Raw genomic sequence first — 19565 nt, forward strand, 5'->3', positions numbered from 1 at the left:
TAAGCCCCTTCTCCTCTTCTACAAAGAAATAACTTTTCTTACATAACTTAGAACATTTTCGATTATCTCTTCTTCTGGTGAATCCTCATCCATAATAATTTCAAATATTTTATCCTCTATCTCTTTAAAATCCTTACCAAGAGCATTCGCAATATCCCTGGCACTTAAATTCCAACTATCCCCAAGAAGCATTTTAGCAATATTTAAATCTTTTTCAGAAAATAGTCTATCTAAAGGGAAACGAGATATAGAAAGTACATAAAGGGTAACAATAGTATTATTAAATACAGGATTTTCCAAAGAAGAATAGCTAAATACCTCACCTGTTTTTAGATCTAAAGCTACAATACCGTTCAGAGTAGGAGGATCATAATGTTCAATAGCCCGTCTCACTATATCCTCTATATTCATTCTCCTAACTATATTCCTAATAGATTTTTCTAATTTCTCTAAATCAATCTCTTTTCTATCCAACCTTTTCACCTAAAGGATCTTTTTTTAAATTCTGTATAGAAGATAAATAATATAAGAGTCAATAAAAAAAGATAAAAGTTCATTTGAGAAATAAGAACTAAAAGGCCTTTAAAGATCAAATAAATAAATGAAAAATTAAAGGAAAAAACCTTTAAAAACCTATAAATAACAAAGATAAATAAAAAGAAGAAAATTAGTTCTAAAAATATTAAGAAGATAATTAAAATCTTTCTTTTTATTGCTTCTAATCTTAACCTTTTAAGTATATCAAGAGATACTCTCTCCCATTCCTCTCTTATTCCTGCCTCATAAACTTTTTCACTGATAATTTTTTCTACTTGTAAAAACTTATCAAATTCCTTTTTACACTCTTCACAAGATTGAAGATGTAAAAAGAAATCCCCATCTACATCAGGGTATAAAAACATTTTCTCTCTAAATTCTTCACAATTCATTTTTCTCTCCTTGTAAATAATTATATATCTTTTTTTTAGCCCTATAAATATGACTTTTTATGGTATTAAGAGGAATACTCAGTTTTTTACTTATCTCCTCATAGGAATAGCCTTTATAATAATAAAAAATTAAAATTTCCTTCTCAATTTCATTCAGAGGTCTCCATATATCCTCCCTCTCTATTATACACTCAGGATCTTCTACACTCCCTTCTAATAATTCTTCCTCATAAACCCATCTTCTCTCTTTTTTTAAATAATCAATAGCAAGATTTTTGGCTATCTTAAAAAGATAATTCTTTGCTTTTTCTTCTTCTAAGGATACCTTCATGGCTTTCAGAAAAGTTTCCTGAAGGATATCTTTTGCTATCTCCTCATCCTTCAAAAATCTTCTCAGAAATCTGTAAATTTCTTCACCATAAATCTTAAAATATTTCTCAATATAATCCATTTAATAAAATTATATAACAGATATATAAATTTTCCAAAAATTGCATAAGCTCTCTTTATGTTATAAAATAAATGCTAAATTGCATGAAAGGAGACATATTTCTTGGATGACTATTACTTTTTCTCAATTGTAATACCCGCCCACAATGAAGTAGGATATGTGGAGTACACCATCGAACATCTCAAAGAAATAGATTATCCTCAAGAAAAATTAGAAGTAATCATAGTAGAAAACGGATCTACAGACAGTACCCTTGATGTAATCAGAAAATTTTCTCCTTCATGGTTTAAAATTATATCCATAGAGGAATCAGGTGTTTCTAAAGCCAAAAATATAGGCATTGAAAATCTCTCTGAAAACAGTAATTGGGCGATATTCTTAGATGCGGATACCTATTTTGAAAAAGATTTCTTAAAGGATCTTAACAAATATCTACATGAACATGCTAATGAAAATTTAGGATGTGGTATGGTATCACTCCTACCTTATCCAGATTCAAAAAAAGCAAGATGTTGGTACCATTTTTATAATTTTGCCAATAAGACCACAAAAACAACAAGATCTATACAGATAATAAGAAGGGATCTTTTAAAGGATCTCAGATATGATGAAAGCTTAACCTTTGATGAAGATACCATGATGATAAGACAATGTAGGAAAAGGGCAAAATATTTCTTCTTTAAGACTAATAAGGTCTACTCATCCACAAGAAGATTTGAGAAAAATGGATGGATAAAACAATTATTCCAATGGATGTACTATGCATCCCTGCCCTATAATAAAAAGAAAAAGATCAAATACAAAGTACTTCGTTAAAAAAGCCTATATAATAACTCCATTACTGTTCCTGATATTATAGGCACACTAAAATTATCATCAATAGGGTTTGGAACAGCTTCAACAATGGAAGCTATTATTACTCCTATAAACACTAAATAAAAGGGTAATATATTAAAATACCAAAGAAAGAAAGCACAAGTTATACTAGCACATAGAAAACCGAGAGAACCCTCCAATGTCTTTTTACTACTCTTAAATATCTTTCTTTCACCAAAATTGATTCCAATCCATTTTGCCATCATATCTCCAAGGGATGTGAATCCAAGAGAAGCAAAAGAAATATTTATATCAAAAAGGACAAAACTCAAAAATATTCCAAGAAGAAAGTTTGTTATAGAAGAAACTCTACCCTTCTCTTTCTCCTTAAAAATTCTGAAGTTTTTAAAAAATTCAAACTGGAAAAAGTTCTCTACTTTCCATAATAAAATCCTTAAGAGATCAATTGTAAAGAAAAGAGCAAGAATTATGCCTATCAATATAATTACAAATATTCTGGAAAATATAATAGTAAGAGGTATAAAGAATAAAGCAAAGGGACGTGACATTATCCTCCAAAATGTATGTTTTTCAGTGTAAAATTTAAATCCATCCCTTATTAAGTTTTTAACTGCCTCCATAACAATAATAAAAACTAAAGAAAACATAAACCAAAAGTCTGCATTCAAGCCAATATTAAGCCCTACAAAAGTAACTATAATAGGAAACATGGTCATAGTAAATACATCACCCTTACCCTTTATGGCCATATTAAGCAATAAAGCATAAAGAATAATATATGATAAAAGATAAAAGACCTGCAATACTGAAAAGCTTTGGCAAATTACCTTAAAAAATATAAAAAAGAAAAGACTTAAAGAAGTAGCAAACCCTCTTCCCCCTCTAAAATCCAAATAAAAGGGAAATTTATGCCCCAAAACAGCAGAAAAACCTGCCAAATATGTATAGGGAAGAGAATATTTAAATAGATAATTAACTATAAACATAGGTATAAATCCTTTAAGAACATCATATAAAGCAGTAATAAAGGCTAAGAATCCTCCAACTGTCCTTTTTACATTCAATGTGCCAGGATTACCATCTCCTACTTTCCTAATATCAATCTTTTTAATCCACAGAGGTAAAAAATAACCTGGTAAAAAGGAACCAAAAAGATATCCTATTAAGGACGATATAAGAACCCTAACTAAAGTGGTCATATTTACGCCCCCAAAAATTTTATTTCTTATTACTACCCTTTCTAATTCATTTTATGCTATACTTCCCATTATGAAAAGAATAAATCTTCCAAAAAAATTATTTTTTGATGGAGCTATGGGCACAGAGCTACAGAGAAGAGGTCTTCCTCTAGGATCTCCTCCTGAAATATTAAACCTTCAAAATCCATCCTTAGTTGAAGAAGTACATAGAGATTACATAAAGGCAGGAGCCATGGTTATAGAAACCAATACTTTTGGTGGTAATAGAATAAGGTTAAGAAGAGCAGGACTTGAGGACAAGATTGAGGAAATAAATAGAAAAGGGGTAGAAATAGCCAAAAAAGCATCAGAAGGAAAAGTATTCATTGCAGGATCAATAGGTCCCTTAGGTGAACTTTTGGCACCCTTTGGAGATATAAATGAAGAAGAAGCCGAAGAGGTATTTTCCGAACAGATAAAAATATTAGTAGATACTGGTGTTGATTTCATACTTATAGAGACCATGATTTCTCTACAAGAAGCCTTGATAGCCCTAAAATCTGCGAAAAAATACAACACCTTGGTTGGAGTAACTATGAGTTTTGAATGGATTGGAAATCAAGGAAAAACTCCTTTTGGGGATGAAGTAGAAACATCTATTAAAAAATTACAAGAAGAAGGAGCAGACTTTGTGGGAGCAAATTGTGGAAAAGGTATAGAAGATATGGTTAAGATCGCTAAAATTATACGAGAAACTACAGACCTTCCAGTACTTATTCAACCTAATGCAGGAATTCCTAAATGGGAAAATGGAAAACTTATATATCCCGCTACTCCCAATGATTTTAAAAAATTTGTAGAAGAGATGCTTAACTTAGGTATAGATTTTATAGGGGGTTGTTGTGGTACTACCCCTACACATATAGGTGTATTCAAAGAGTTCTATCCTATATTATAACAATCTTTAATAGCCTATAATTTCATATACCCTTGGAAGTATTTAATTCTTGATATTTATACAAAATTTAGATAAAATCAAAAACAAAAAGGATTTGTTAAAAAATGCACGAGTGGGCTTTAGCAGAAGGTGTTGTAAACACAGCTTTAGAAATAGCTCAGAATAAAAATCTGAGAGAGGTAAAAACTTTATTGTTAAAAGTAGGAGAAATTCAACAAATAGATTTAGAAATTTTTGATTTTGCATTAAAAGAACTTTCTAAAGACACAATTTTAGAGAATGCAGAAATAAAATATGAGAATTTTACAGCTTATCTATTATGCAATTTTTGTGGACATAAATGGGCTTTTTACGAAAGTTTCAACCAACTTAATGAAGAAGAAAAAGAAGCAATTCACTTTGTGCCAGAAACCATCCATGTATATATTAAATGTCCAAAATGTGGAAGCCCTGATTTTGAAATAACAGAAGGAAGAGGAGTATTTATAGAGGATGTATTATGAAACTCATTGATCCCAGATTATCAGTAATTGAAAAAAGGTTAGAAAACGTAAAAAGAATTATACCTGTAGCAAGTGGAAAGGGAGGAGTTGGAAAAAGCATTATATCTACACTTTTGGCCCTTTTGTTAAAGGAAAAAAATTATAAAATAGGACTTTTAGATCTTGATTTATATGGTCCTTCGTTACATATTCTTTTGAACAATCAACATTCCTTTCCCAAAGAGGAATATGGCCTAAAACCGGTAAATATTAACAATATTGATTTCATGTCCATCATTTACTTTACCCAAAACAAACCCCTTATTATGAGAGGGAAAGAATTAACAGACACCCTGATTGAGCTATTCACAATTACAAGATGGAATTCTCTTGACTTCCTTATTATAGATATGCCTCCTGGAATGGGAGAGATACTCTTAGATCTTATAAGATTAATCAATAGATTGGAATTTCTTATAGTAACAAACTCTACGAAAATTGCCATGGAAACAGTAGAAAAGCTTATAATATTTTTAAAAGATCAAAATATACCCATAATTGGGCTCATTGAGAACATGAAAATAGGAGATCAAGATTTTGTAAAAGAAAAATGTAATAGTTTAGGTATAAACTATTTAGGAAAAATTTCCTTCTACCATAAGTTAGAAGATTATTACGGAGATAATAAAGAAATAATAAATTCTCCTATCTCAGAAGAAATCTCTCAAATAGTTAATTTCTTTGTATAAAAATCTTGTATAAGAGAGAGGGTGGACTATGGAGAACATCAAGATTAAAGTAAATGGAAGTGAGGTAGAAGTTTCTCCTGGTAAAACTGTACTCCAAGTCTTAAGTGAACTTGGTATACACGTACCTGTGCTTTGCCATTATGAACCCCTTATGCCTCAAGGTTCATGTAGGCTGTGTGTAGTAGAAGATAGAGGTGTTTTAAAAACTGCTTGTACAACTCCTGTAGAGCCCAACATGGACATAAAAACCGATACACCTAACGTAATCAATTCAAGAAAACTGGTCTTACAGCTCCTATTTACCGAAAGGAACCATTATTGTATGTATTGTGAAGTCACTGGTGAATGTGAACTTCAAGATCTGGGATACGAATTTGGATTAGATCACTTTGAGTTTCCTACTTACGAGAGAAAATTCCCCGTAGACAATTCCCATCCCTTCATAATTATGGATCATAATCGCTGTGTACTATGTAGAAGATGTGTAAGAGCATGTTCTGAAATAGCAGGACATTTTGTACTTGGTGAAATGGAAAGAGGAATTGATACCATGATTATTGCAGATATGGACATACCCCTTGGTAAGTCCTCTTGCGTATCTTGTGGACTTTGCGCCCAAGTATGTCCAACAGGAGCTATCATAGATAAAAGATCTGCCTACTTAGGGAGAGAAGTACAATCGGATGTTATCTATACAAACTGTGACTTATGTCCTGTAGGATGTGGTATAGAGGTTTATAAAAAGAAAGGAGCAAATTTCATAGTAAAAATATATGGAGATTGGAACTCTGATGTATCTCAAGGAGTTCTTTGCAAAGTTGGAAGATATTTATCCCTTTATGATGAAAAGAAAAGATTAACAGGAATAAGAGTAAAAGATGATTTTGGATACAGAAAAATTAGTGAAGATCAACTTATAAAATTAGTAAAAGATAAGATAGATAAAGGAATCGCTTATGTAGATGGTACTTTATTTAATGAAGAATTGGAGCTTATTAAAGAATTATTCAAAGATAAAGTATATGCCCTCAATCCTGAGGAAATTCCCATATCATCTAATATAACCTTAAACGATTTGGATAATAGAAACTTCTACGTTGTTATTGGTGCAGATCTCAATAGAGAATATGGTACCGTAGGATCCATAGTGAAAAGAAATGTTATAGGAAATAAAGCAAAACTTATGGTGATAGATAAGGAATTTAATAGTCTTGCTAAACTTGCTGATTATGTGTTTAACATAAAAGATATGTCCATGGCTTTGGAAATAATTAAGAAACAAGATGACGTAGTAGTTATATATAAGGATATAAATAGCGATGAAATAAAGCTCCTATCCTCATTAACAAATGCCAAATTCCTCTATCTACCAAAAGAGACTAATTCCTTAGGGCTTCAAAAATTAGGAATAAAACATAACAACATTACTGCTGAATATGTATTTGTATTCGGAAAGAATTTAGAAGGCTTAAAGAATCTAAACATAAAGGATTCAACAGTCTTTGTATTTACACCATATGAAAATGATGAAATTCACAAAGCAACTGTATTAGTCGGAATCTCTAACGGTTTTGAAAGAGAAGGAACTTTCTATAATTTAGAAGGAAAGAAGTTAAAGAGAGAAAAAGTACTAAGACCAACATATGACACTGTAGATTTAAAGACTTTCCTTTCACAAATCTTAGGAAGAGCAGAAAAAGTTTCTTAAAAAGAGGTGAAAACAATGGGTAAGATAAAAGTAGCTTCCATATGGTGTGAGGGATGTTCTGGATGCCATATGTCCTTCTTGGATATGGATGAAAGACTTGTAGAACTTATAAATAAAGGCTTGGAGATCGATGCTACTCCTATAACAGATTTAAAGATACCTGATGAAGGAACAGATATAGGAATAATTGAAGGAGCGGTAGCTACAGACCATCATGAAGAAGAAGTAAAAATGATGAGAGAAAAATGTAAATTTATAGTTGCCCTTGGAGATTGTGCTGTATTTGGTGGAATTCCTACCATGAGAAATTATGTTTCTGTAGAAGAACTTCTTGAAAGAGGCTACATTACCACTGAAAGTACAGTACAAGGTAAAATACCTTCTTCTGAAGAGCTAGGGAAACATCTTCCCAAAGTAAAAGCGGTAAATGAAGTTATAAAAGTAGATTTCTACATCCCAGGTTGTCCACCCTCAGCAGATGCTATTTATTATGTATTAAAAGAAATTTTAGAAGGAAGAGTACCTAAATTAGAAGGCGAACTTCTTAAGTATGAATAATGAGGTGAGAACTATGGAAAGAAAAATTACCATAAGCCCAGTTACAAGAATAGAAGGACACGCAAGAGTTACAATCCATTTAAATGAAGATGGAAAAGTGGAAAAAGCCTTTATGCATGTAGACCAATTTAGAGGCTTTGAAAAATTCTCTGAAGGAAGACATTTCTCTGAAATGCCAATTATAACACCAAGAATCTGCGGAATATGCCCCATTAGTCACCATTTAGCATCTGCTAAAGCTACTGATGAAATCATAGGAGTAGATATACCAAAGACCGCTAAACTTCTGAGAGAACTAATCCACATGGGGCAGTTTATTCAATCCCATTCAATGCATTTTTTTGAGCTTGCAGGGCCAGATCTTATACTTGGTTGGGATGCTGATCCCAAAATAAGAAATGTGGTAGGATTAATTCAAGCTAATCCTCAACTTGCTTTAAAAGCAGTAAAGCTTAGAAAATTTGGACAAAGAATTATTGAACTTGTAGCAGGAAGAAGAATACATCCCACATTTGCAATACCTGGAGGAGTAAACTCTGCACTATCTATCGAAGCAAGAGACGAGATATTAAAAGGAATAGATGAGATGATAGAGTATATAAAAGAGGGTATAAAAATAGCAGAGGACTTTATAGAGAAGAATAAAGAAACTTGTGACAAATTTGCCAGCTTCTCCACAGGTTATATGGGACTTGTAAAAGAGGATGGATCATTAGAACTTTATGATGGAAAAATAAGATTCATGGATAAAGATGGAAATATAGTAAAAGAATTTAAGCCTAAGTACTATCTTAAATATATTGGAGAAAAAGTGGAAGATTGGACATACTTAAAATTCCCCTATTACAAACCTTTTGGATATCCTGAGGGAGTATATAGAGTAGGACCTCTTGCAAGACTAAATGTGGCGGAAAAAATAAGCACACCTTTAGCAAATGAAGAATTCAAAAAATTCAAAACTCTTGGAAATGGAAAACCAGTTGAAGGATCCATATATTACCATTATGCAAGATTAATTGAAACCATCTATGCATTAGAAAGAACAAGAGAAATTCTTGAGGATCCAGACGCAATGAGCCAAGATGTATTAAGGCTTGGAGAAGTAGTCAATGAGGAAGGAATTGGAGTAGTAGAAGCTCCTCGTGGTACACTAATTCATCACTATTGGGTAGATGAAAAAGGAACTATTGAAAAAGTAAACTTGATAGTATCAACTGGACATAATAACTGGGCAATGAATAAGGCAGTAGAAGAGGTAGCAAAAGCCTTTATAGATGGGAAAAATTTAAAAGAAGGGATGCTAAATAGAGTTGAGGGAGCCATAAGATGCTATGATCCATGTCTCTCCTGCTCTACCCATGCTATAGGAAAGATGCCCCTTCTAATAGAGCTTTATGATAAAGATGGAAATCTCTTGGATACAATAAAAAGAGATTGAAAAAAGTATTATTAGTAGGTTTTGGAAATCCTTATAGAAGAGATGATGGCTTAGGAATAAAGCTCCTGGACCTTATAGATGATAAGGTAGAAAAACTCAAGGTCCAGGAGCTTACTTTGGATATGGCAGAAATCCTTAAAGATTATGACATAGTCATATTCATTGATGCTTCCATAGAAGGAGATGAAATATCATTTAAAAAAATAACAGAAGAAAAGACTTTTTCCCCTCTTACCCACCACACATCCTGTGAAGAACTACTTTCCTGGACAAAAACTCTTTATAATAAAAATCCTGAATTTTATCTTCTATCCATAAGAGGGTATGATTTTGATTTTGGAGAAGAAATCTCGGAAAAGGCTTTAGAAAACCTAAAAAAAGGATTAGAATTTATAAAAGGATTTCTTGAAAATATATAATGGAAAAAACCTATAAAATAAAAATCTGGGGAATTGTTCAAGGAGTTGGATTTAGACCCTTTGTATACAGGCTTGCTAAAAGCCTAAATCTTAGAGGATGGATCTTAAACTCTACAGGATCTGTTCATATACTAATTCAAGGAGAGGAAGAAAAAATAAAAAAATTTTTAGATGATCTTGTAAAAGAAGCCCCTCCTCTCTCCAAAATAGAAAAAATTGAAAAAGAAGAAATAAATCTCTCAGAAAACATTATAGATTTCTCAATTATTGAAAGCAAAGAAGATACTGGATTTAACTTCATATCTCCAGATATAGCTATATGTGAAGACTGCTTTAAAGAAATGAGAGATCCAAAAGATCGCAGATTTAATTATCCATTTATAAACTGTACTAACTGTGGCCCAAGATATACCATTATTGAAGATTTACCATACGACAGAGATAAAACAACCATGAAAATATTCCAGATGTGTGAAAGATGCGAAGAAGAATATCACGATCCAGAATCAAGAAGATTTCATGCTCAACCTATATCTTGTTATGATTGTGGACCAACTCTCTGGATAGATGGAGAAGAAGCTTCAAACATTTTTGAAAAAATTGGAAAATACTTAGAAGAAGGAAAAATATTAGCTATAAAAGGGCTTGGTGGCTTCCATTTAGCCTGTGATGCCACTAATGAAAGAGCAGTTATAAAATTAAGAGAGAGAAAGAAAAGACCATCTAAACCCTTTGCCCTTATGATGAAAGATATGGATACGATAAAGAAATACTGCTATGTGAATGAGGATGAAGAAAAAATATTACTTTCAAAAGAAAGACCAATAGTCCTTTTAAAAATTAAAGATCCAAGAGATATATCCGAATATGTGGCTCCTAATAACAAATATTTAGGCATAATGCTTCCCTACACGCCTTATCATTATCTCATATTTGATTACTTTCCAAAACCTCTCATAATGACAAGTGGAAATATATCTGATGAGCCTATTATTAAAGATAATGACCATGCAAAGGAAAGACTTAAAAACATAGCGGATGTATTTATCTTTCATAACCGAAATATAGCCCACAGAGTAGATGATAGCGTAGTTTTTGTAGAAAACAAAGAATTAAATATTATAAGAAGAGCAAGAGGATATGCTCCTGACCCAATAAAAATTCCTATAAAGATAAAGCCTACTCTTGCCCTTGGTGGAGAACTGAAAAACACCTTTTCCCTTGGTAAAGAAAATTATGTTTTCATGAGTCCCCATGTTGGAGATTTAAAAGATAAAGATACCCTTCAGGTATATGAAGAAATAATTCAAGAGTTCATCAGACTATTTAGGATAGAGCCTGAAATCTTAGTACATGACTTACATCCCCAATATTTATCCACAGATTTTGCAGAAAAATTTAAAAAATATATGGAGGTAAAAGCCATTCAACATCATAAAGCTCACTTTTTCTCTCTACTTTTAGATAGAGGAATCACTGATAATATTATTTGTTTCTCCTTTGATGGTACTGGATATGGGGAAGATGGAAATATATGGGGTGGAGAAGTATTTATAGGAAATTTGGAAGAAGTAAAAAGAGTAGCTCATTTTAAATATTTTCCAGTGGCTGGAGGAGATTATGCTATAGAAAACCCAAGATTAATTGCACTATCTTATATAACCAAATATTTACCATCTGAAATTGAAAAGATATTCCCCCATATTGATCCATTTGAAAAAGAGATAACAAAAAGATTAATTGAAAAAGATGAAAACATATTTTACACATCCTCCTGTGGTAGAATTTTTGATTTAGTCTCTGCCCTTTTAGGAATAAGGGAAAAAATAGATTATGAAGGTCAAGCTGCCATAGAACTTGAAATGGAAGCTATGGAATCTGACGAAGAAGACTTTTATCCCTTTAAAATGATAAAAGAAAAAGAAACATTTAAGATTGATATATATCCGACCATTGAAAAGATAATTTTAGAAAAAGAAAAGTATGAGAAAAAGGATATCGCTAAAAAATTTCATAACACCATTACCCAAATAATTCTACAAATCTCAGAAATATTAAGAGAAGAATATAAAATCAATAAAATAGGCTTATCAGGAGGTGTATTTCAAAATAGACTTCTTTTAAGAACAACTATACCCTTATTAAGAAATAAAGGTTTTGAAGTATTCACTCATAAAAATGTACCCACCAATGATGGAGGAATCTCCTTAGGACAGATTATTTTAGGAAAAGAATAAAATTTTATACTATTTACTTTTTTCTGTTTTTTAATATAATATAAAGTAAATAGGGTAAATAACAAGACAATTTTAAATGCACATTAGAAAAATCCTAACTCAGAAAATTCAATCCTGAAAATTTTCAGGAAATTCATCAATTTTAGATCTTTGAAAGGGATATAGATTTTCTCCTTTTAAAAGATTCCCTCAAAAAAATTAATTTTTAAGTTATATAAGGGGGGCTTATGAATAACTTAAAAAAATTAAAAACATTTTTTCTTTTTATAACTCTTTTTTTCCTTTTATCTCAGTTAACAATAGGGAAAGAAATCACAAACTCTGAAGATTGTATTCTATTTAAAGATGATTTCGAAAGAAAGGAAATAGGTACCAACTGGATCATTGTGGATGATGCTCCTTCTTCTGATTGGAAAATACAAGATGGAAAACTTGTTCAGAACAGTAACGTGTATAGAGCAGATAGTGAGTATGACTACTTTCAAGGTACCCACATAGTTACCAAAGAAAGTTTTTCAGATTTTATTTTTTCCTTTGATTTAACATCCACCGATGATGATGGAATTGGAGCTGTCTTTAGATATCAAGATAAAAACAATTATTATAGATTCATCATGGTAAAAGACCCCCAAAATAAAGGACCTTTTAGAAGAATTGACAAGATTGTTAATGGCAAACCATTTCAAGTGCTTGCTATTGATAAGAATAACGCCTATGAAGTTGGAAAAAAATATAGGATTACTATTGAAGCAGTAGGAAATCAAATTAAAGTATTCATTGATGACAAAGAAATTTTATCTACTCAAGATGCTACATTCACAACAGGAAAATTAGGTTTTATGACATATGCAAATACTGGATACTTTGATAATGTTTGTGTTTCTATAGTAAATAACAAAACCACATCTTCTGAAAATTTAACAAGTTTTAATTGGACCGGTACGTGGGATACAACCTGGGGAAAGATGTATTTAGTACAAGTAGGGAATATGGTTATAGGATATTATGAGCATGACAACGGAAAAGTTGCTGGTAAAGTAATAGATAATAAATTAATAGGTATTTGGTTAGAAGCTCCCTCATACTCACCCCCAAAAGATGGAGGAGAATTTGAATTAACCCTATCTCCTGATGGCACATCCTTCACCGGCAGATGGAGATATGGAAATTCTGGAGACTGGAATACTGATTGGGAGGGTAAAAAGATTTCTGATATTGTCCCATCTCAAGAATTTAACATCCGATCTGAAAAAGATTCAATCTCAAACATAATTGAAGCAAGTACCAAAGAAAAAACAGTTATTTCTCCTGAACAAGTATCCTTTTATGATAAGGGAGAAAAAGCCATTCAATCAGAAATGAATATTGGTCCTTCTGGTGGTGAGATAGTATTATCAGATGGAACAAAACTTTTAATCCCTCCAAATACAATCAAAGAAGATACAAAAATAAGCATAAAATCAATCACAAATCCAATATTTTACTCAAAGGAGGCAAAAGGGATTGAAATAAGTGGTATCCAAAAACTTTTAGGTGAAATTACTCTTGTTGTAAATGGTCCAAAAGCTTTAACAAATGATGAATTAAACATCTTTGGCTACGACCATATAAATAAAGGGAAACTTGATTTAGAATATGAATATAATCCTTCCACAGGAATTATTTCAATAAAACTATCACCCTCTTTAATATATAGGTCATCTCTGTCAAATATAAAGTTATGTTACAACACATTAGAAAAGATAAGCGCTGATTCTAATACTCTTAGTCTAAAAGATAGACTATTCATATATATAGGATATATTCCTAAATACACCCCAAAACAAAAAGAAAAGATCATAAGAATGCCATACTATGAACAGATTGGAGGATCTTGCGTTTCAACAAGTGCACTAATGTTTCTTAAATTTTCAGGAAAAGATATTGAACTATATGACATTTTAAGAGAGTTAGGAGCAAATGATTCTGATTTTGGCTTAGACGAAGATCAAATTGTATATTCACTGAAAGACTATCTTAGCAAAGAAACAGGTTTTACCGCCTATTCAGTACCTATATTTAAGTTAGATCATTTAAAATGGAGGGTTCTTTCTGAAATAGATAAAGGACATCCCGTTATTTTAAGCTGGGGAGATCATGCTGTAGTATTACTTGGATATACCGAAAATGGAGAAAAAATAATCATGCATGATCCCCAAAATATTTCTCCAGCAAACAATGAAAACGGAACTATGTACACCATCAGAGATTGGAACTTTATAAAAAATAGACATAAATTCCCAACTGAAAAGTATATAATTATAGTTGTAGACGGAAACTTCGCTACAAGCCCGTCTTTATCCTTGGAATTACCTGCAAGAGATGAAAAAGGAGCAATGACTACAGGAGATATATCATTCCTTGTTAGAAATCCCAATAATCAAAAATTAGTACCTTTTTACCAATTACAAATAAAACCATCAGAAAGTAAAGATGGTTATATATGGGTTAAATCAACAGGTGATAAATTAGAAATAATACCTCAAGATGCAGAAGTTTTAAATTTAAAGCTATACATTTATAACGGCTCAAATTACAGCAGAGATATTGAAGTGTATGCCACAATTGATGAAGGAAGATATGGAATTCCAGGAAAGCGTATAACCTACAATAGAGCTAAATTTACCATACCTGAAGCAAAGTTTAATGAGGCAAACTATATAACTTATAATCATCAATTTAAACTTGAAGATATAAGAGATTTAACACTTGGAGATAAAGACGGAAAACAAGAGATATTAATAAGAGTGGGATTATGGGAAGGAGATTTAGTAAGAGACTCCTTCTCTATAAAAGCAGTTATATCGCTTATTCCAAAAGTTCTATCAATAGAACCAAATACAGGATCTCCTGGAGATATAATTACCATAAAAGGTCTTGCTTTTGGAAAAAATCAATCATCAAAAAGTAAAGTTATGATAGGAAATACCACAGCTGAAATTTTAAGTTGGAATGACAAAGAGATAAAAATTAAAGTTCCTGAAAATGTTCAAACAGGTCCTGTAGTGGTATATGTTGGAGAAAAATATACTTATGAATCAAATAAAGATGTAAATTTTAATGCAAAGACAAAAGTTAAAACTCCTCTAAAAAGAAATTTAAATGGTATTCATGGGTTAAGTTTTACATTACCCGAGTGGGTCCATAGAGAGGGCAAATGGTATATAGAAACACCTGCTGTCGTTTACCTTAAATTTTCTGACGGTAGCATAGAAGGGGTAAAAGAAGAAGGATATCATACATCTATAGCTTCCGGATCTTACAATGATGAAAATTTAATGGTTTATTTTGAATGGAGTTTCTTTGATGATGGCAGAGATTATTGGAATACAATAGTAAAAGGCAAATTTGAGGGTAAAATAAGAGATTGGAAATATCAAAATAATGTAATTGGAGTAATAATAGAAGGAGAGATAAATTGTACAGTCAGATGTTTTTATATAGATGTAGAGAATAATAAAACAGTTTACGATGTACAAAAAGACTTTACTATTCCTGCTTGGATTTCAATTCAATTTTAAATAATTTCTATATGATATCCTGATTTAAACTTGCATAATTTATCAGGAGGAAATAAGAAGTATTACTAATATAGAGAAAAAAATAATTTAAAACTTATTTCAAGTTAACAATATTCCATTTATCCTTATCTTTTTTAAGAGTAACATACAATATTTCATACTGAGATACTCCATCTAAGGATCTTGGTCTTACAGCCATTTTCAGAATTTCCCTTTCCTCTTTAAAATCTTCTACTAAGAAACCAATATTGTCTGATACTAAATTAGAAATCTTCTCTCTTAAAATACTCAACATAATCTTTCTTTCTGGATGTATCTTAGGAAAAATATCTATAGGTATACCAAAGTACCTTTTCTTAAGTTTTTCATATATCCATGAATAAATATCTAAACCTTCATATTTATCATCACATACTACATAATCTGAATTAATTATTTCTTTGACCTTCCATCTATCCTTTTCCATATAAAGTAAAGAACAAAAATTTACATAATAGTTTTCTCCTCTCCCCTCCACATATGCGAAGTTTTCCCTTACATTTATGTATGTAATTGTTATACTTATATCAATATCATCAGGAATTTTTATATCTTCCCTTTTGTAATAAAAATCTTGATTCACATATTTTTCTGGGAAATTTTTCAATTCTAACTTTAACAGATCTATTAATAGATTTTTATCTAATATCACCATAGGAAAAACCAAAGGTTTCATTGGCTCTACAATACTTATTTTCTGATCTTCTGCAATTTTAAAAGGAGGAATTACCCTTATAGAGGAAATTCTATCATTCCATCCTATGGTGCTTAAATCAGCAATTGAAGATGTTATTTCTACATTCTTTCCCTCAAAATGAGAATTCTCATAAATAATAACTTTCCAGCCATTTGGTATCTTTATAGATGAGATACGATCATTAAATTTATATATAGAAAGTTCAGAGTAAAAACCACATATAGAATTATTAGGTAGGTTATAAGGCAATTTTAAGAAATATCCTTTGTAATTCTTGTCTTCATAAAATATAGGAAAATCATAAGATGGAATAGAGGCTTTGATAATCTTAACTGAAGATATCTTGTCTCCCATTTTAAAATCATCAGAATGTAGATCCTGAATAGTGCTTTCAACAAAAAGTTTCCTACCTTTATAATTTTTATCTTCATAAATCTCTAACTTCCAAGTATAGAAAGGCATAAAGATTGATGATACTCTATCATTGAAACCAAGTTTAGAAAGATCATCTATATTGTCAAAAATTGGTAAGAAAGCTCCATCACAATTTTTATCCTCAAAAAATACTGGATATAACGGTATTTCTTGGGAAATATCTTCCATCATCCAAATCTTTACATATACTCTTGCCCTTAAATCTCCCTCTCCATCACTTCTAATATAATATCCCTGCATTATATTCCATACTTTCATTCCTGAAATAGCATTGTAACTAAAATCCTTAGGATTAAATTCAAATAGAAACTCTTTACCAGAACCTGGCCTTATATCCATCTCCTCATCCTTATGCTGAGATCCACGGAATCCGCTATCACTCTCATACATTCTTATTTGAATTCTTACAGGTTTTAAATCCCATAAGGGTTTTAATATTCCCCAAACTGTAAAAGGATGACTTTTATCTACATATTCAGCCTCAGTGTAAGGATAATCAACCTCATTATTTACCACAAACATTACCCAGTAGTCACTATCTCCTCCTGGTTCCTCATTGTTTATATTATCCCAACCTTCTCCGGTATCAAGATCCATAGCTTCTGGTATTCTAACACGGAGCCATTTTACATCTTTTTCATAATCTATTGTACAATTTCCTAAAAAACTAAAAGCTTCTCTTATTATAGAGTTATCAAGAGGTGCTAAGTTTTGCACCTCTTCCCAATTAACCTTTACTATTTCTCCAAAATCACTTCTTTTTTTCATTCCTTCTTCCAATTTATCTATGCTATGTACTTTTATAAATCCACCTTTATAAGATGCCTCAAAGAGATCCTTAGCTATTAAAGTACAATTTGAAAACCATTCTATTCCCAAAAAAGGATAATCTGGATTACTTTGAGATGTTAAACCTATTCCTGGAACATTAGGCATATCATCAAAAACAATATCCAAACTTCCCCATATTCTTGGAGCTTTCCATGCTCCACCATAGGTACAGAGCCATCTAATAGTTCCCTCATCAAAATCTGTTAATGTATATAGATGTTTTTTATTACCTTCTTTAAAATCATAAATCAAAATCTCATTCCAAAACTTACTATTATTAAAATCTTCCGTCACCCATTTTTTTATAAGTCTTAACCACTCTAAGGATGCCTTATAGGAAGTTCTATATGCAGAATCAAATAATGGTCTTCCCGCATGATCTTTATTTAATACATCATGATTAGTTTTTCCCCAAAAAGTTGTTAACCTATTAACATTAAAATACATACCACCTCTTTTTTTAACATCCTCTATTGCCTTGATTAAATCATTTGGAGCTCTTTTCAAAACATCAAAATAAGTAGCATCCTTTATTTTAGAGTAACTACTCAAGTTTAGTTCAACCCAATTAGAATGAGCATAAAAATCCTGAACAATATGTAAAGAGATACCAATAATAAGAAGTGCTCCTAACTTATCATTTTTATTAACCTTTTCTTTCATAGCATTATATGTATTGAATATTAATTGTTTCCAATATCTTTCAATAACCTCCTCATTATAAAGATTATCAAAGTGTAAAAAATCTACCAATTTTTTAGAAACCCTACAAAAATCATCATCTATTACACACTCAACTGCCTTTTCCTGAAATATATCTACATATGAATTTCCAACAAGAGCTAAAGAGAAAGCATCTTTATTAAAACCCACTCCCCTCATAACTTCCCTTATCAAATCATAATGATAACCCATAGAGAAACCAAAGGTAATTTCTAATAAAAATATACTTAAAACAATAAAGAAAAAACTAAATCTAATTATCCTTCTCATGTCTAATTACCCCCTTTAAATTGAAGCATTCTTAAACTATTTCATTGAGGGATAATTTTGAATGATTCTGAGTAGCTATAGAAAGTAAAACTTACAGTAATAATTATCCCTTTTTAATTATAATAACACATTCTTATGGTACTTTAAAAAATAATTTTAAAGTAATACAAACATAGTACCTACTAAAGATATGAGTTGCCCAGGATAAAATTACGTATATTTCTTATGCCTGTTTATTTATCTTATAAGTATGTGTTCTAAAAAAAATTATGAATAATAATCGTCTTTCAAAAACATGTAAAACAGCTTATAGATTTTTCATTCTATTCACTATTGATTCATTAGTAATTAATATATTGACTTTTTTAATATATGAGTTACACTATAACTGAGGGGAAAATATAAAAAGTATTAAAATTCATCAATAATACCTCTTATAAACTCTTTTCCCCCAGGCTTTCCTTGTAGACTCCTAATTTAAAATATTAGAACAGGAGGTACAAAAATGAAAAAGTCGATTTTAAGAATCTTTATTTTCCTAATTATCCTTTTAATTCTTGCCTTTGCAAGTACATGGAAAAATAGAAACTATTACGGAGCTAACTTCCCCTATATTGGTGGGCTTTTTTGTCATGACGGTGATTACGTAGAATTCGAGGTAAACGATGAAAATAACGGATTTTATTACATGACCCGCTATAACAAAGAGGTTAATTTAGAACCATATTTTTGGAACAGTGAAGAAAACAAATGGGTAGGCCTTGGAACAACCCTTATCCTTCCTGCAAATGTATATCCAGTAGGAGAAAATTTCAGATACGCCCCATGGAGGTGGGTATCTTTACAACAAGGTTATAAAGGAAAGACAATACAACTTAGACTTGTAGAAAATAGAACAGTAAACAATCATTATTGTCCTTCAAATGATATTATTATAAAATTTAAAGACAATAGTCAAGTAAAGTATTGGAAAGGTGTTGACTCTGAGAGTTGGTGTGATTTAGATCAAGTGGCAAAATAGCCTCTATCTCTCTAAAGCTAAAATATTAAAGAGCCCCATATGGGG

At 31.1% G+C, this 19565-nt stretch carries 16 protein-coding genes; 11 read left to right on the plus strand and 5 right to left on the minus strand.

What is annotated here, in order from left to right; all coding sequences use genetic code 11:
- Window positions 1-18 precede the first annotated feature (18 nt).
- The 3 genes from ACY3JM_RS00305 to ACY3JM_RS00315 are packed head-to-tail and all read right to left on the minus strand — an operon-like array spanning window position 19 to window position 1380.
- A complete protein-coding gene (locus tag ACY3JM_RS00305; RefSeq protein ID WP_463082800.1) occupies window positions 19-483 on the minus strand; it encodes a hypothetical protein in 465 nt (154 codons plus the stop codon).
- Window positions 480-929, minus strand: coding sequence for a hypothetical protein (locus tag ACY3JM_RS00310; RefSeq protein ID WP_463111396.1), 450 nt, complete (start codon window positions 927-929; stop codon window positions 480-482). Before ACY3JM_RS00310 ends, ACY3JM_RS00305 begins: the two co-directional genes overlap by 4 nt.
- Entirely contained in the window at window positions 919-1380 is a 462-nt protein-coding gene (locus tag ACY3JM_RS00315; protein ID WP_463111397.1) for an RNA polymerase sigma factor, read from the minus strand. The genes ACY3JM_RS00310 and ACY3JM_RS00315 overlap by 11 nt, the downstream gene beginning before the upstream one ends.
- A gap of 102 nt (window positions 1381-1482) precedes the next feature.
- On the opposite strand from ACY3JM_RS00315, the gene ACY3JM_RS00320 reads away from it, so the two are divergent.
- Complete coding sequence (locus ACY3JM_RS00320; RefSeq protein WP_463082803.1) at window positions 1483-2196, plus strand: glycosyltransferase family 2 protein; 714 nt, start codon at window positions 1483-1485, stop codon at window positions 2194-2196.
- Here ACY3JM_RS00320 and ACY3JM_RS00325 read toward each other — a convergent pair.
- Window positions 2193-3416 carry a glycerol-3-phosphate acyltransferase gene (locus ACY3JM_RS00325; protein ID WP_463111398.1) on the minus strand — a complete coding sequence of 408 codons (1224 nt, stop codon included), beginning with the start codon at window positions 3414-3416 and terminating at the stop codon, window positions 2193-2195. The genes ACY3JM_RS00320 and ACY3JM_RS00325 overlap by 4 nt on opposite strands.
- A 70-nt stretch (window positions 3417-3486) precedes the next feature.
- Between ACY3JM_RS00325 and ACY3JM_RS00330 the strand changes: the two genes are divergently transcribed.
- From ACY3JM_RS00330 to ACY3JM_RS00370, 9 genes are all read left to right on the plus strand, one after another.
- On the plus strand, window positions 3487-4353 hold the full coding sequence (locus tag ACY3JM_RS00330) for a homocysteine S-methyltransferase family protein (RefSeq protein WP_463082805.1): 867 nt from the start codon (window positions 3487-3489) through the stop codon (window positions 4351-4353).
- Window positions 4354-4457: 104 nt separating this feature from the next.
- Window positions 4458-4856 carry a hydrogenase nickel incorporation protein HypA gene (gene hypA, locus ACY3JM_RS00335; protein ID WP_463082806.1) on the plus strand — a complete coding sequence of 133 codons (399 nt, stop codon included), beginning with the start codon at window positions 4458-4460 and terminating at the stop codon, window positions 4854-4856.
- Complete coding sequence (locus ACY3JM_RS00340; RefSeq protein WP_463111399.1) at window positions 4853-5584, plus strand: P-loop NTPase; 732 nt, start codon at window positions 4853-4855, stop codon at window positions 5582-5584. The genes hypA and ACY3JM_RS00340 overlap by 4 nt, the downstream gene beginning before the upstream one ends.
- A gap of 28 nt (window positions 5585-5612) precedes the next feature.
- A complete protein-coding gene (locus tag ACY3JM_RS00345) occupies window positions 5613-7292 on the plus strand; it encodes a 2Fe-2S iron-sulfur cluster-binding protein (RefSeq protein ID WP_463111400.1) in 1680 nt (559 codons plus the stop codon).
- A gap of 15 nt (window positions 7293-7307) precedes the next feature.
- Window positions 7308-7850, plus strand: coding sequence for an NADH-quinone oxidoreductase subunit B family protein (locus ACY3JM_RS00350; protein WP_463111401.1), 543 nt, complete (start codon window positions 7308-7310; stop codon window positions 7848-7850).
- 13 nt (window positions 7851-7863) lie between these two features.
- Window positions 7864-9288 (plus strand): Ni/Fe hydrogenase subunit alpha, encoded by a 1425-nt coding sequence (locus ACY3JM_RS00355; RefSeq protein ID WP_463082810.1) that lies wholly within the window; start codon window positions 7864-7866, stop codon window positions 9286-9288.
- Complete coding sequence (locus ACY3JM_RS00360; protein ID WP_463111402.1) at window positions 9285-9707, plus strand: hydrogenase maturation protease; 423 nt, start codon at window positions 9285-9287, stop codon at window positions 9705-9707. The genes ACY3JM_RS00355 and ACY3JM_RS00360 overlap by 4 nt, the downstream gene beginning before the upstream one ends.
- Window positions 9707-11944 (plus strand): carbamoyltransferase HypF, encoded by a 2238-nt coding sequence (gene hypF, locus ACY3JM_RS00365; RefSeq protein ID WP_463082812.1) that lies wholly within the window; start codon window positions 9707-9709, stop codon window positions 11942-11944. The genes ACY3JM_RS00360 and hypF overlap by 1 nt, the downstream gene beginning before the upstream one ends.
- Window positions 11945-12171: 227 nt before the next feature.
- On the plus strand, window positions 12172-15504 hold the full coding sequence (locus ACY3JM_RS00370) for an IPT/TIG domain-containing protein (protein WP_463111403.1): 3333 nt from the start codon (window positions 12172-12174) through the stop codon (window positions 15502-15504).
- Window positions 15505-15598: 94 nt separating this feature from the next.
- Here ACY3JM_RS00370 and ACY3JM_RS00375 read toward each other — a convergent pair whose 3' ends face one another.
- Complete coding sequence (locus tag ACY3JM_RS00375; RefSeq protein WP_463111404.1) at window positions 15599-18499, minus strand: beta/gamma crystallin-related protein; 2901 nt, start codon at window positions 18497-18499, stop codon at window positions 15599-15601.
- A gap of 505 nt (window positions 18500-19004) precedes the next feature.
- Here ACY3JM_RS00375 and ACY3JM_RS00380 point away from each other — a divergent pair.
- Window positions 19005-19520 (plus strand): hypothetical protein, encoded by a 516-nt coding sequence (locus ACY3JM_RS00380; protein ID WP_463082815.1) that lies wholly within the window; start codon window positions 19005-19007, stop codon window positions 19518-19520.
- The last annotated feature ends 45 nt before the right edge of the window (window positions 19521-19565 follow it).

This window comes from Dictyoglomus sp. SSW, assembly GCF_055181335.1.

Coding starts and splice junctions, on each gene's coding strand:
- ACY3JM_RS00310 (WP_463111396.1), bottom strand. CDS start 929: ATGAATTGTGAAGAATTTAGAGAGAAAATGTTTTTATACCCTGATGTA.
- ACY3JM_RS00315 (WP_463111397.1), bottom strand. CDS start 1,380: ATGGATTATATTGAGAAATATTTTAAGATTTATGGTGAAGAAATTTAC.
- ACY3JM_RS00325 (WP_463111398.1), bottom strand. CDS start 3,416: ATGACCACTTTAGTTAGGGTTCTTATATCGTCCTTAATAGGATATCTT.
- ACY3JM_RS00330 (WP_463082805.1), top strand. CDS start 3,487: ATGAAAAGAATAAATCTTCCAAAAAAATTATTTTTTGATGGAGCTATG.
- hypA (WP_463082806.1), top strand. CDS start 4,458: ATGCACGAGTGGGCTTTAGCAGAAGGTGTTGTAAACACAGCTTTAGAA.
- ACY3JM_RS00340 (WP_463111399.1), top strand. CDS start 4,853: ATGAAACTCATTGATCCCAGATTATCAGTAATTGAAAAAAGGTTAGAA.
- ACY3JM_RS00345 (WP_463111400.1), top strand. CDS start 5,613: ATGGAGAACATCAAGATTAAAGTAAATGGAAGTGAGGTAGAAGTTTCT.
- ACY3JM_RS00350 (WP_463111401.1), top strand. CDS start 7,308: ATGGGTAAGATAAAAGTAGCTTCCATATGGTGTGAGGGATGTTCTGGA.
- ACY3JM_RS00355 (WP_463082810.1), top strand. CDS start 7,864: ATGGAAAGAAAAATTACCATAAGCCCAGTTACAAGAATAGAAGGACAC.
- hypF (WP_463082812.1), top strand. CDS start 9,707: ATGGAAAAAACCTATAAAATAAAAATCTGGGGAATTGTTCAAGGAGTT.
- ACY3JM_RS00370 (WP_463111403.1), top strand. CDS start 12,172: ATGAATAACTTAAAAAAATTAAAAACATTTTTTCTTTTTATAACTCTT.
- ACY3JM_RS00375 (WP_463111404.1), bottom strand. CDS start 18,499: ATGAGAAGGATAATTAGATTTAGTTTTTTCTTTATTGTTTTAAGTATA.
- ACY3JM_RS00380 (WP_463082815.1), top strand. CDS start 19,005: ATGAAAAAGTCGATTTTAAGAATCTTTATTTTCCTAATTATCCTTTTA.